Genomic DNA, 13,352 nt, shown 5'->3' with positions numbered 1-13,352 from the left:
TTAACATAAGCCCATTAATTTGCACGATGCTATCCAAGGAGGAAATCAAGTTTATTCAAGAACATGCCCAAGATGACCCTTATCAGTTAAGTCTGTCAAAAGGTCTACATCCTGGACTTTCCTTAAGTAAATTAGCTCCACAAATTCAAGCAAGGCAAAAATTAGTGCACAAATTACCTACTTGGATTTCACATTCTAGCGTATTTTTCCCGCCTCAATTAAATCTTGAACAAGCCTCATCAGAGGATACGGCCCTCTTTAAAGCGGGACTGATTCATGGAAAAATCATTGATATAACGGGTGGCATGGGAGTAGACTCTTGGGCCTTTGCCCAACAAGGACATTCGGTCACTTATGTAGAAAGGGACGAAAGCTTGGTCCATATCACTCGATTCAATCATCAAGTATTAGTAGGAAATTCCATACATCATGTTCATGGTGACGGGATAGACTATATGAAGAAGCATCCATCTGATTGGGATTATATCTACATAGACCCAGCCAGAAGAGGTTCCAAAGGGGAAAAAGTCATTCTGTTAGAAGATTGCGAACCCAATGTGATTGAACTATTGCCCTTCATTGAAAATAATACCCAATTATTGATAAAGACTAGCCCACTTCTCGATATCAGTCGGGCCATTCAAAGCCTGAAAGGAGTGGATAAAGTTTGGATCATTTGTGTAAAAAATGAAGTGAAAGAATTGCTATTTCTAAAATCCCAAAATGCTACGATGGACCCTGTCCTAGAAGTTCATGAGTTAAGTTTAGCGAATAGCTTGATTTTCCAGGCCAAATTAAGTGAAGAGCGTGAGACTATTTCTAAGCTAGGTACATTAGATAAATACCTTTACGAACCACATCCAGGTATTCTAAAAGCAGGTTTCTTCAAATTAGTTGCTGGAAAGCAGCTTCATAAATTAGGTAATAATACGCATGTATATACTTCGGCTGAAAGGGAAGATACTTTTCCTGGTCGGCAATTTAAAGTGATAGCCCAAGGGAATCCTGATAAAAAATGGATCGAGACACATTTACCTACAGGCAAAGCCAATATCAGCACAAGAAACTTCCCCATGAGTCCCGAAGAAATTAGAAAGAAATGGAAGATAAAAGAAGGCGGCCCATGGACACTTTTTGCCTATCAGGATGAGCATCAAAAAAATGTCTTGGCGCTTACAGAAAAATGTCCAGTAAATTGATTTCGTATTTACATCAAAAAAATTACCTTTGTTCTTTATATTCAACAAATTAAGGCCATGTCTAAGTATCTTTTCCTAGCGTTATTTGTTTTCGGTACTTTCTATAGTCAAGCTCAAATATTTTCTGGTATGACGGAGATAGAGCGATCTAAAAAAGAAGGCTTTTATACCTATTTAGGAACGGAAGAAAAATACGCCATTGAAAGCTGGAAAAACTATTTAAAGAAATTTGGTCGGGTAGAAAATGGTAAAGGCGGGGCTATCAATAGTTTTGATACACGGATTTCATCCATTTCTAAGAATTCATTCCCCTTGCTATCTAAAATTTCGGAAGAAAATAATAAAACAAAACTGTTTGTTTCCATAGCGCTTGGCCCAGATGATTACATTCAAACGGGTCATGCCCAATTTAAGGACGCTACTGCTTGGTTAGAAGATTTTATTGAAATTCTCAATCTAGAAGAAGCTGTAAGAAAAGAAGATCAAAAAGTAGCTAATTTGACCAGCCAAAAGGTGAAAAATACGAAATCGGCAGAAAGGCTTGTGAGAGAATTAGAAGCTAATAAAAAGCAAACCGAACTTTTAACTAAAAAATTAGAGGAAGCGAAATTAGAAAAAGAGAAATTACTAGCTAATCAAGAACAAAATAAATTAGATCAAAAAGCAACAGAAGATGCGTTAATTCTTCAAAATCAAGCATTAGAATCAGCAAAAAAGAAAATTAAAGACTAAACCCATGAAAAAATCCATTCATTTTTTGGGACTAATCATGATCTACATCATGACTAGTAGTTTTGGATTGGTAGAGTATTCTGCCATGAGACCACACACGTATTTTGTGGGTATAGATAGTACAAAAATGAAGCAGTCTCCATTAGCCTCGGCTAAAAAAGAATTGAATCAGGTCCAGAAAAAGGAAGAGGAGAATCAACAAGACGCTCAACTGAATGAAGAAGGCAGTCATTGGTCCAAATATATTGTATTAGGTGTGAAAGCTATCTTTTCAACATTACTTAGTCTCGTTAGTTATATGATTAAGTAAATCCCACCTTATGCCATCATTTAGAGTCCAAACTCCTATTTACTCTCCGATTGAATATGTTTGGACTCTATTTGATAAGGATTTATTAACCAAATTATCTCCCCCTTTCCCTCCTATTTCCATCAACAGATTCGATGGCTGTCGAAAAGGAGATTTAGTCCAATTAGAAATTAAATTAGGCTTTTTTAGCCTGTATTGGGACTCAGAAATTACTGAAGATTTTCAGAGTGATGATAAAATATATTTTATCGATGAAGGAAGACGCATTCCCTTGGGTATAAAATTTTGGAAACATCAACATATTTTAGAGAAATTGAGTATTGACCAAACTCGAGTCATTGATCAGATTTCGTATTCCACTTCCTCCAAATTTTTAGATATTCTACTTTATCCCTTACTTTGGGGAATGATTGCCTATCGCAAACCTTTTTATAAATCCATACTTACACTTCGCTAAACATATGAAATTAAGCCTTACTCAAAAAATCATCTTAGGTTTTATCCTAGGACTCGCTTTAGGCGAATACTTCTTCCTCTCTTTTTCCCCCGAAGAAAGTCATGAGTGGGCGCAACGTTTTCAGGTGATATCCAAGATTTTCCTACGATTAATCAAAATGATTGTAGGACCCTTAGTATTTTGTACTCTTGTGGTGGGTATTGCCAAATTAGGTGACTTTAAAGCTGTGGGTAGAATTGGATTAAAAACCATTGGATATTTCTATTTTGCTACCCTACTTTCCTTGGTAACAGGTTTGGTTGTGGTAAATATCACGCAACCAGGAAGTTTACAATCTTGGCCAAAACCTGCAGCAGGAACTTCTACGGGTATAGATGCCTCAAAAGCTAAAACCTTAGAAGACTTCATTTTGCACATTTTCCCTGATAGTTTTTTTAAAGCATTGGCAGAAAATGAGATACTTCAAATCGTCATCTTTTCTTTATTCTTTGGAGTGGCCTTAGGGTCTATCGGGGAAACAGGTAAAAAACTCATCCATGTGTTTGAAAACTTAGCCGAGGTTGTTTTCAAAATGGTTAATTATGTGATGGAAGTGGCACCTTATGCCGTTTTTGCCGCTATGACTACCGTGGTAGCGAATAAGGGATTGAGTATCTTAATTAGTTATGGTTATTTGATGATTTGCTTCTTAGGGGGTCTTTTATTTTTTACGGTAGTCGTATTGTGGGCCATCTGTATATTCAACAAAATCCCATATTGGGGCTTATTAAAAGAACTCAAAGAAGCTTTATTAATTTCATTCTCTACGGCCAGTTCTGAAGCATCCTTCCCTCAGACCATTGCTGCCTTAGAGCGGTTTGGTTGCAGTCGCAGAATCGTGGGTTTTGTGTTACCCTTAGGTTATAGTTTTAACTTAGACGGCTCCATGTTGTACATGACCTTTGCTACAGGATTTATAGCTCAAGCCTATGGGGTTCATTTAAGCTTAGAGCAGCAAATCACCATGTTATTAACCTTAATGATTACCTCCAAAGGAATAGCTGGTGTACCAAGAGCCTCCCTCGTTATTATCGCAGGAACTTTAACCATGTTTAATTTACCTGCAGAAGGAATCGCTTTATTACTGGGAGTCGATCCTTTCTTAGATATGGGTAGAACCGTTACATCAGTGGCAGGAAATGGAGTTGCTACCTGTGTCGTGTCTAAGTGGGAAGGAGAATTCAATCCTCCTACGAACGCTTAAAAGTCATTTCAACGGCTTTTCTTGCTGGAAATATAGAAGCTAAAAATGTGACAATGATGACCACCAATGCGGTTTGGATGAAATCCGACATATGCATTTGGATGGGATAGGCATCGATCAGTGAATTAGGGATTCCTAAGGATATTATCCCAAATTCCTGTTGAATATAACCTAATCCATAACCTAATAACATCCCCAAGATAGCCCCTGAGAAGCTAATTAATACTCCAACCAATAAGAAAGTTTGGAACATCTGTCTTTTCGTAAAACCCATAGCCAATAAGGTAGAAAGGTCCTTCTTTTTTTCAATGACCAATAAGGAAAGGGCATAAAACAAGGTAAAGGAAGCAATACCCATCACAAAGGCCATGATTAAGAAAACAAAGAATTTTTCAATCTTGATGGCTTTCAAAAGAGCAGCGTGTTGTTCATCCCGAGTTTGAACCTGAAAGTCTTTTCCAAATAAAGCCTCAAGTTTCGTTTTAATTTGTTGCTCATCGGCGGAATCCTCAATCATGATTTCCAAAGCAGAAATTTGATTATCTACACCCATCAATTCCTCCATCCAGGGTAGAGGTACTAATATCATTTGATTATCAAACGATTGCTCTACTTCCATCACTCCAGAAGGAAAAAACCGATTACTTCGTATGGATTGCTCATTCGCCGTAAAGCGCTTCAATGCTTGGTGATTGGGATACCAGGCTTCTATGGGTGTAAAAACATCTTCAAAACTCATTCCCATATTTAAAAACACTCCGATACCTACCACAGCAAAGGCATGTTCTCCATTTTGAACAAAATAATCTCCTTCCACCACTTGTTTCTTTAAGCGTTCGGCCTTCAAAAACGCTTCATCAACCCCTTTAAAACGAACAACCAATTGCTTGTTTTTATAACGAATAAGAGCTTGATCTTCTAAAATGGGATTGACGAAGCGAATGCCTTCAAGAGATTTTACTGCCATTTTTTGCTGGGCAGAAAGTGTAAATCGAGCATCCTTGGTAGAAATTACCTTTACATCTGGATCGTACGTTTTAAATAAATCTTTTTGGAATTCTTCTAACCCATTAAATACCGACAAAATCAGAATTAAGGCCATGACTTCCACACCCACGCCCAGCATAGAAATGCGGGAAATGAAGGTGATAAAACTCGCCTTAGACTTGGTGAAAAAATACCTTTTTGCAACAAATAAGGGTAGATTCAAGGGAATACAATTTATTTATCTTCCTCGTCAGTAGCAGGAGGAATGACTAATCCTTCAAATAAAGCTTCAATCTTAGCTGCATAGGCTGCAGTATCATCTAAATAGAACGACAAGTGAGGAATGATTCGTACTTGATGGCGAATTCGATTGGCCAAGGCATTACGTATGGCTTTCGTTTTTTCTTCTAAAATGTCCACTATACTTTGCGGATCATCCACTAAAAGAAAGCTCAAATAACAACGAGCAGCCGATAAATCTGGGCTCATTTTTACATCCGTAATAGTGACCATCCCTTTGCCAAAAATCTCTTTAAATTCCTTTTGAAAGATATCACTTAAATCCTTTTGTATTTGACGACCAAACTTTTGTTGACGCTTGCTTTCCATATTTCTCCTTTCTTTACCTAAAAATCTCACAAATTTCAGAATAATAATTGGATTAACCGTAATTTAGGGACAGTGTTCCAAAAATATGTTCCAAATTTTCAAGTCTGATTCCATCTTGCCTACCCTTTTGTTGGTAACAATTTGGCTTATAAGTTTATTTTATATCCAGCAATGGGGCTTGGCTCCATTTCCTTGGGAGATTAAAAACTATTTATTGGGTCAAAAATTAAATCAAGGCTTCTTGATTTATGAGGACATTAGTGACAATACGGCCCCATTAGCTGCTCTTTTTTATCAGATCATTCAATGGTTATCGATACCCGTGCATTGGAATATTTATTTATCTTCCATCATTGTTATTTACCAAAGTTATATTTTCCAACAAACCATTCAGCGCTTTGAATTGATGCCTCAAATTGGGTATTTACCATTTTTGATGTATGCCATCATCTTTCATTTATCCTTGGAGTTTTTAGCCCCTGGTCCTGCCTTAGTTGGCTTGACTTTTTTATTATTGGCATGGAGGGAAATTATCTATCAACAAAGAACCCTACAAGTCAATGACCGAGTCATACTCATAGGCATTTACATGGCTATAGCCAGTTTATTTTACTTGAGTTATTCCTTATTCTTTGTGTGGGCCTTATTGAGTTTGCTATTTTATTCGGGTATTACCTTACGACAAATAGTACTGATGTTTGTCGGATTCTTCATGGTCTTCTCCTTGAACATCCTGTTTTTTTCCATCAATGGAAATTTGCCCTTCATGATTCAGGTATTTAAACGCTCCGCTTTTCAATTTCAAGTCCCTGAGCAGCTAGAAGTCACGCAAATTGCAGGTGTTTTCGCACCTGTTTTATTCATTGGAATTTGGGGATTTTGGTTGGTGTTACGCAGTAGAAGAATACGCTCCAATGCTCAAAAAGGGCAGCAAACAAATCTCATCTGGCTCATTACAGCTATTTTTGCTACGTTGACTGTGCCCTCTTTGATTCGGATCAATTTACTTTTTTTCCTTCCAGCATTAGCTTATTTTGGGCTCAATATTTTTCACTTAAGCAGCAATGCTATTCTAAAAGAAATAGCCATTTGGTTATTGATAGCTGGGACTTGGTATAATGTACAAATTGAAATCAAAAATAAGGATCGAGAGCGTATTCCCGCCCCTACCTTGACGCTAAAGAATCAAAGATTGATGGTGTTAGGGCCACAAATTGAAGAGTATTTGGGGAACCAAATGGTAGGACCTTTTGTCAATTGGGATTTAGCTAAACCCCTTTTTTCTAATTTGGATCAATACAAAAATGTAGTTTTATTGCACGAATATTTTGAAAAAGATGCCCCAGATTACATCTATGATGCAGAAAACAACATCAAAAAACTGAGTGTCTATTTACCTCGTTTAAGAAAGTCGTACCGACAAATCTCCCCCAATTTGTACCAAAAAAATCCTTAGCTACACGCGATTTTACCTACACGGCCTTGGTGACGACCACCTTCAAAAGGAGTTTCAATGAATGTAGCTAAACAAGCTTTAGCTTCTTCTAAGGAAATAAAACGAACGGGTAAACAAATAACGTTGGCATCATTATGCTGACGGATTAATTTAGCTACCTCTACATTCCAAGCTAATCCAGCACGTATACCCTGGTGTTTATTCGCCGTAATGGCCACTCCATTAGCACTTCCACAAAGGAGTAAACCAAAACGCTGTTCACCATTTTCTACAGCCGATGCCACAGGATGTGCAAAATCTGGATAATCCACTGAATCTGCCGAAAAAGTACCATAATCCTTCACTGTGATTCCTCTTTCTGATAAGAAATCAATCAAATCATTTTTATAATCAAATCCGGCATGATCACCACCAACAGCAAAAGTTAAGCTCATTGTCTTGTATTTTAGTTCTAAATTCTTAACAAAGGTAAGCGGATAAATCCTACATTTGCGTAGTATCAAAAGAATAAATTTATGTTGGAGAACGATCGGCAGAACGAAGAAGAAAGAATCAAAAAAGCATTTGGAGACAAAACCTGGGCACAAATAAAATCGGAAGAGTCTTGGAGGATTTTCAAGATCATGAGTGAATTTGTCGAAGGCATTGATAAACTATCTAAAATTGGACCTTGCGTATCCATTTTTGGTTCGGCAAGAACTAAGCCAGACAATCCTTATTACCAAGTAGCGGAAGAAATTGCTGCTAAACTGGTGAGGCATGGCTATGGAGTGATTACAGGTGGTGGCCCAGGTATTATGGAAGCGGGTAATAAAGGGGCCAAAACAGAAGGTGGTAGATCCGTAGGATTAAATATTGAATTGCCATTCGAGCAATTTGCTAATCCTTACATTGACCATGACAAGAACATCAATTTCGACTTCTTCTTTGTCAGAAAAGTCATGTTTGTAAAATATTCTCAAGGATTTATCATCATGCCGGGTGGATTTGGCACCTTGGATGAAATGTTTGAATCATTAACCCTGATTCAAACTCATAAAATTGGACGTTTCCCCGTGGTATTAGTAGGCACAGATTACTGGAAAGGCCTAATTGATTGGGTAAAAAACACCATGATCACCCAAGGGAATATCAATGAAGAAGATTTGGATTTATTTTCCTTAGTCGATACACCTACCGAAGCCGTACGCGTCATCGATGAATTCTATGCCAAATACTTATTGAAACCAAACTTCTAAGCTTTTTTAAAAAAGGTTTTCACGTCTTGGACATTCAGTGCATTTAAGGTTAAGGAGCGCAATAATCCTCCTTTTCGACCTACTTTGACCCCATATTCCATATCTCGGATGCCTTCTATTTGGTGGGCATCGGGATTGATGGAAACAAAAATGCCCTTGTCCATCGCATCATAAATATAACGCCAATCTAAATCTAAACGATAAGGACTAGCATTCAATTCAATGCTGACGCCATTAGCTTTACAGGCATCTAAAATCTTATCCATGTGCAAAGGAAACCCCGCTCGGGTTAATAGCAGTCGGCCTGTAGGATGCCCCAAAATAGAGGTATATGGATTTTCAATGGCCTTAATAACACGTGGCATGGAACGGTCTAAATCCATGGCTAATTGAGCGTGTACAGATGCCACTACATAATCAAATCGCGCTAAAACAGACGCATCATAATCCAAAGACCCATCTGGTAAAATATCTGCTTCAATGCCCTTCAGGATGGTAAAATCATTCCATCGGGTATTCAATTTGTCTATTTCCTCCTGTTGGGCTATAACACGGTCTTCTTTTAAACCATTGGCATAAGCGGCATATTGAGAATGATCAGCTATACCAAAATACTGCAAACCCTGTGCTCGGCAAGCCTCAGCCATTTCCAATACGGTGTTTTTACCATCGGAATAGGTCGAGTGATTATGTAAGCAACCTTTTAAATCGGAATATTGAATCAATTCATCGGATTGATGCTTTTGCGACCATTCAAATTCTTTGAATCCTTCCCGCATTTCAGGAACGATATAAGGCAATACTAAGGTATCATACACCTCTTTGTCGGAAGTAATCGCTTTGCCTTGAAAATATTTATAAAATTGAATGGAGATCAAATGCTCTGGATGAGCCACCTGTTGAAATAGCGCATTTCCCCATTGATCTGGTGCAATAACATGAATTTGGAGAGCTAATAGATGTCCATGAAATAAGCCTCTCCAAGTAAAAGGAGATGATGCTTGGATATCTTCTTCCATTCCTTCAATGGAATTGATAAGCGCGCCTGAGCCAAAAATATCAGTTGATTCAACTAAGAAAATGAGTTCGGAAATTACTTCACAATTCCTCGACAACTCTCCAGCTTCAGCTACTTGGCTGAATTTTGTTTTCAACTGCTCCAGAATGATGTGCGACAAATGGGTGGCTTTATCTAATCGAAGTTTTTTAGCATTTTGCTTGAGGAATTGAATATAAAGCTGCACATTTTCTTGAACTGCTTTTCCAAAACCTTTCAATTGCTCCAAGCGGTTTTCTTCACATGCTGTTAATAAATCATCTAAATCAGTGATGCCCAATTCCTTCCAAATAAGACCTACTTTCTTAGGCCCTAGACCTTTGATTTTTAATAGGTTCAAAATCCCCGGAGGCGTTTGTTCTAGTATTCCATCCAAGTCGGAGCTGCTTCCAACTTGAATTAGGTCTAAAATAATCTTAACAATGGACTTCCCTACGCCAGGTATTTGTAATAATTCTGTTTCTGTAAGAGAGGAGATTTTACCGGGATATTTATCCAATCCACGGGCTGCAAAAGCCAAATTTTTACTTTTAAATTCATTGATACCATGGACATCCCATAGTTTCACCAATAATTCCAGAGCGTCTACAATTTCATCATTTCCCATACCCAAAGATAAGCCTAAAAAAGATTCAATTGCTGACTTAGACCTGGATATCCTTCATGTTTTAACAACCATTCTTTTCTCCACAACTCTCCCCTATACCCGACTAATGAACCATCTGAACCGATGACCCGATGGCATGGAACAAGCAACAGCACGGGATTTTGGGCATTGGCATTCCCTACCGCTTGTGCGGCCTTAGGTTGTTCGATTAACTCAGCAATTTGCTGATAGGACATCACTTCCCCAGCAGGAATTTCGAGTAATGCCGACCAAACTTTCCTTTGAAATGTGGTAGCTTTTGAAAAATCAATAGGACAAGTCCACTTCCAATGAGACCTTTCAAAATAGGCATCCAAATTCCGCACCACTTCTTCCTGCATTCCTTTTAATTCATCTGTTATGGAATCATTCCCCCCAATTTCCACAAATTGCAAGGAGGTCAAGCCTTTATCTGAAAGTCCTATTTGTATAAATCCGATGGGAGAATGGTAGAAAAACATGAGTAAATTATAAAGTGTAAATGATGAATTATTTATTTAAACGAAATTGAAATTTCTATTTATAATTTATCGTAAGAATAGTTCCGTATAAATTTAATTTCACCAAATGAAAAAAATCAAAATTAGCATTTGATATATTTTAAAATTAAACCAATTATCTGATACCTGAATCAGATTCTTTTAAAATAAGACCATATAAAATTCCTAATTTATCGTTGCCATTTATAAATTATAATCTATACTTTATAATGTATTACCTCTTTTTTTTCCAGAAATAAAATCCTAAATTATTACCTAATCAAGCATTCCAGAATAATAAAGCCTATGAATTTCTCATTTAAAGATTACCAAACAGAAGGATTTTACGACGAAATGTTTAGTCCAGAGGGACTAGTTCGCGAAGGATATCAACCATTCAAAGAACGCGTAGAACAATTAAGTAAAGAAGAATTTTTACGTCGCCATCAATCTGCCGAAAGAGCCTTAATGGCCATGGGTATCACGTTCAATGTCTATTCCGAAAACGAAGGTACGGAGCGTATCATGCCCGTGGATATCATTCCCCGAATTGTGAATGGTTCTGATTGGGATAATGTGGAGAAAGGCCTAGTTCAACGAATTACAGCATTAAATTTATTTTTATCTGATATTTATTCCGATCAAAAAATCATCAAAGACGGAATTATTCCCAAGGAAGTTATCTATTCTTCCAAAAACTTTTTAGCCCCCTGCATAGGGATTAAACCACCTAAAAACATTTGGATTCACATTACAGGAACGGATTTAATTCGGGGTGATAATGGTGAATTTATGGTATTGGAAGACAATTTACGCTGTCCTTCAGGTGTGTCCTACATGTTGGAAAACCGAGAATTGTTCAAGCAAACATTTCCTGAGGTCGTGGCCAAAACGCAGATTCGAACCATTTCTGATTACCCACATAAACTGTTGGAAATGCTGCGTTTCATTAGTGATCGTCCAGATCCAACTGTGGTGGTATTAACTCCTGGAATTTACAATTCGGCCTATTTTGAGCATTCTTATTTGGCCCAACAAATGGGAGTAGAATTAGTGGATGCCCGTGATTTGGTGGTTCATGAAGGCTATGTCAAAATGCGTACGACCAAAGGTTTCAAGATTGTAGATGTGATTTACCGCCGTATAGACGACACCTTTTTAGACCCTCAAACATTCAACCCAGATTCCATGATTGGTATTCCAGGGATATTTGAAGTGTATAAAAAAGGACGAGTAGCCTTAGCTAATGCGCCAGGCACAGGGGTGGCAGATGATAAGGTAATCTATGCCTATGTGCCTAAAATCATCAAATATTATTTAGGAGAAGATGCCATCCTTCCCAATGTGGAAACCTATATCTGCGGAGAAGAAGCCGACAGAAAGTATGTCTTGGAAAACATCGAAAAGTTGGTGGTGAAAGAAGCCAATGAAGCAGGTGGATACGGCATGCTGATTGGACCTAAATCAACTAAAGAGGAACAAGAGAAATTCAAAAAATACATTTTAGAAAATCCAAGAAATTACATTGCTCAACCGACTATATCCTTGTCGCGAGTACCTTGTTTGATAGAAGATCATCCTGAAGGGCGCCATGTAGACCTAAGACCCTATATTTTATATGGAAATGAAGTCAAGGTAATCCCCGGAGGTTTAACCCGTGTAGCATTGAGAAAAGGCTCCTTAGTAGTCAATTCCTCACAAGGTGGTGGCTCGAAGGATACGTGGGTGCTTTATTAATGTAGAATGTCTTGTCTTGAAATAGGTTAAATCGGGGTTTATTCATAACTCATTGTAAATCAATAAGATTTAGATAAATTGAGGTACATGTTATTAATTTAACCAACTCAGTATCGCCAATTCAGTCTTTACAGGGTGGATTTACGATTTGTAGTAGCGTGGAAATGTTTGTTATGTGAAAATAAAAAACAAAATATGATAACAAATGTAGACTACAATTATCCTCTTGTAATATCAAAGGGATATTTCAATGGAAGAACTGTTGCTGTTCCACCATTTCCTGATTATTTAAGTTATTATCATGTTCATTTCATGCGGTACATATACTATTTGTGTATAATGAATGCTAAAGGAAATTATCCGAATGGATTATCAATTGAAGAGATACTTAAAGGATTTGAACTAAACAAAGGAAAAATATGTGAACCAAGAATCACGAAAATATTAATTGGGGAAGCTCCACCACCGAACCCAATGAATTATTTCTACAATCCCACACCTTTAAGATGGAATCCTACAACCGGTAATCCTTCCTTAAGTCAAACATGGACTAGCGCAATAAAAAACAGCTTATTTCCGGGAATGGCATTTCCAGATACGGTTTCGTTTTTGGAAGCATGTGCAAGAGAAGGGTTTTTACTTTTAGACTTGTTTCCTTATGCTATCAAATATTCAGGAAGAGGCAATGCAAATTATAGTCAAGCTTGTATAAGCTCTTGGGGAGTAGGGCCCACGACATACCCACATAACATTATTAATACACTGAATTATCTAATTTGTTATATTCAAAAAACAATAGCAATTGGTTTTGCACTTACTAGTTTTGGTAGAATAATCTTATTTGATGTTGGTGCTGTTGGTAGTTTCAATGCTTGGTGCTTAGCTAATGCAATAACATTGGACCCTCCAGGACCATTGGACCAAATTAGAGTGGTTGCGCCTCTTGTACCACCAAACGCATCAAAATATTTAAGAATTTGTCACAGAAGACCAATGTTAAGTCCGTGTTCGACACTTTTAAAATTAGCAGGAATTTAAAATCTAATCTTCACATAATAGCGTGTATGTAATATTGCCTTGCCACAGACACAACACAAGGCAACATCATCTTCAGGCAAAACTTTATAGCAAATGGTAAGGCGACATCAAGAACAATCAGACTATCTTGACAAATGGAAATAATACCAACAATTGAAAAATAC

At 37.4% G+C, this 13,352-nt stretch carries 14 protein-coding genes; 9 read left to right on the top strand and 5 right to left on the bottom strand.

From position 1 onward, the window contains the following. The first annotated feature begins 26 nt into the window (after window positions 1-26). From EWU23_RS00320 to EWU23_RS00300, 5 genes are read left to right on the top strand one after another with little or no spacing between them, the layout of a single operon-like run. The gene (locus tag EWU23_RS00320) at window positions 27-1,199 is read left to right on the top strand and encodes a class I SAM-dependent methyltransferase (RefSeq protein ID WP_166227683.1); all 1,173 of its coding nucleotides are present in this window, start codon (window positions 27-29) and stop codon (window positions 1,197-1,199) included. A gap of 57 nt (window positions 1,200-1,256) precedes the next feature. Then, window positions 1,257-1,931: a hypothetical protein gene (locus EWU23_RS00315; RefSeq protein ID WP_166227681.1), complete on the top strand. Its 675-nt coding sequence runs from the start codon at window positions 1,257-1,259 to the stop codon at window positions 1,929-1,931. 4 nt (window positions 1,932-1,935) lie between these two features. Beyond that, complete coding sequence (locus EWU23_RS00310; RefSeq protein WP_166227679.1) at window positions 1,936-2,241, top strand: hypothetical protein; 306 nt, start codon at window positions 1,936-1,938, stop codon at window positions 2,239-2,241. 10 nt (window positions 2,242-2,251) lie between these two features. Beyond that, window positions 2,252-2,698: an SRPBCC family protein gene (locus EWU23_RS00305; RefSeq protein WP_166227677.1), complete on the top strand. Its 447-nt coding sequence runs from the start codon at window positions 2,252-2,254 to the stop codon at window positions 2,696-2,698. Between the two features lie 4 nt (window positions 2,699-2,702). Next, window positions 2,703-3,941 carry a dicarboxylate/amino acid:cation symporter gene (locus EWU23_RS00300; protein WP_166227675.1) on the top strand — a complete coding sequence of 413 codons (1,239 nt, stop codon included), beginning with the start codon at window positions 2,703-2,705 and terminating at the stop codon, window positions 3,939-3,941. Here the strand turns inward: EWU23_RS00300 and EWU23_RS00295 are convergent. Together EWU23_RS00295 and rbfA are read right to left on the bottom strand one after the other, a co-directional pair. After that, window positions 3,928-5,067, bottom strand: coding sequence for an ABC transporter permease (locus tag EWU23_RS00295; protein ID WP_205753034.1), 1,140 nt, complete (start codon window positions 5,065-5,067; stop codon window positions 3,928-3,930). The two genes, EWU23_RS00300 and EWU23_RS00295, sit on opposite strands and share 14 nt — an antisense overlap. A 95-nt stretch (window positions 5,068-5,162) precedes the next feature. Next, window positions 5,163-5,537: a 30S ribosome-binding factor RbfA gene (gene rbfA, locus EWU23_RS00290; RefSeq protein WP_166227671.1), complete on the bottom strand. Its 375-nt coding sequence runs from the start codon at window positions 5,535-5,537 to the stop codon at window positions 5,163-5,165. Between the two features lie 85 nt (window positions 5,538-5,622). Here rbfA and EWU23_RS00285 point away from each other — a divergent pair, with 85 nt between their 5' ends. Continuing rightward, window positions 5,623-6,993, top strand: coding sequence for a hypothetical protein (locus EWU23_RS00285; protein ID WP_166227669.1), 1,371 nt, complete (start codon window positions 5,623-5,625; stop codon window positions 6,991-6,993). Here the strand turns inward: EWU23_RS00285 and rpiB are convergent. Continuing rightward, a complete protein-coding gene (rpiB, locus tag EWU23_RS00280) occupies window positions 6,990-7,427 on the bottom strand; it encodes a ribose 5-phosphate isomerase B (protein ID WP_166227667.1) in 438 nt (145 codons plus the stop codon). The two genes, EWU23_RS00285 and rpiB, sit on opposite strands and share 4 nt — an antisense overlap. 81 nt (window positions 7,428-7,508) lie before the next feature. Here rpiB and EWU23_RS00275 point away from each other — a divergent pair, with 81 nt between their 5' ends. Beyond that, the gene (locus EWU23_RS00275; protein ID WP_166227665.1) at window positions 7,509-8,231 is read left to right on the top strand and encodes an LOG family protein; all 723 of its coding nucleotides are present in this window, start codon (window positions 7,509-7,511) and stop codon (window positions 8,229-8,231) included. Here the strand turns inward: EWU23_RS00275 and EWU23_RS00270 are convergent. Both EWU23_RS00270 and EWU23_RS00265 read right to left on the bottom strand, forming a co-directional pair. Further along, complete coding sequence (locus tag EWU23_RS00270; protein ID WP_166227663.1) at window positions 8,228-9,895, bottom strand: helix-hairpin-helix domain-containing protein; 1,668 nt, start codon at window positions 9,893-9,895, stop codon at window positions 8,228-8,230. The two genes, EWU23_RS00275 and EWU23_RS00270, sit on opposite strands and share 4 nt — an antisense overlap. 14 nt (window positions 9,896-9,909) lie before the next feature. Next, window positions 9,910-10,395 carry a methylated-DNA--[protein]-cysteine S-methyltransferase gene (locus EWU23_RS00265; protein ID WP_166227661.1) on the bottom strand — a complete coding sequence of 162 codons (486 nt, stop codon included), beginning with the start codon at window positions 10,393-10,395 and terminating at the stop codon, window positions 9,910-9,912. Window positions 10,396-10,719: 324 nt separating this feature from the next. Here EWU23_RS00265 and EWU23_RS00260 point away from each other — a divergent pair, with 324 nt between their 5' ends. Both EWU23_RS00260 and EWU23_RS00255 read left to right on the top strand, forming a co-directional pair. Continuing rightward, window positions 10,720-12,150 carry a circularly permuted type 2 ATP-grasp protein gene (locus EWU23_RS00260; protein ID WP_166227659.1) on the top strand — a complete coding sequence of 477 codons (1,431 nt, stop codon included), beginning with the start codon at window positions 10,720-10,722 and terminating at the stop codon, window positions 12,148-12,150. Window positions 12,151-12,345: 195 nt separating this feature from the next. Then, window positions 12,346-13,188: a hypothetical protein gene (locus EWU23_RS00255; RefSeq protein WP_166227657.1), complete on the top strand. Its 843-nt coding sequence runs from the start codon at window positions 12,346-12,348 to the stop codon at window positions 13,186-13,188. Window positions 13,189-13,352 lie beyond the last annotated feature (164 nt).

It is taken from the genome of Aquirufa beregesia (assembly GCF_011090385.1).
GTDB lineage: Bacteria > Bacteroidota > Bacteroidia > Cytophagales > Spirosomataceae > Aquirufa > Aquirufa beregesia.
The sequence above is the reverse complement of the archived record's forward strand: the minus strand, read 5'-3'. Positions and strand labels throughout refer to the sequence as shown.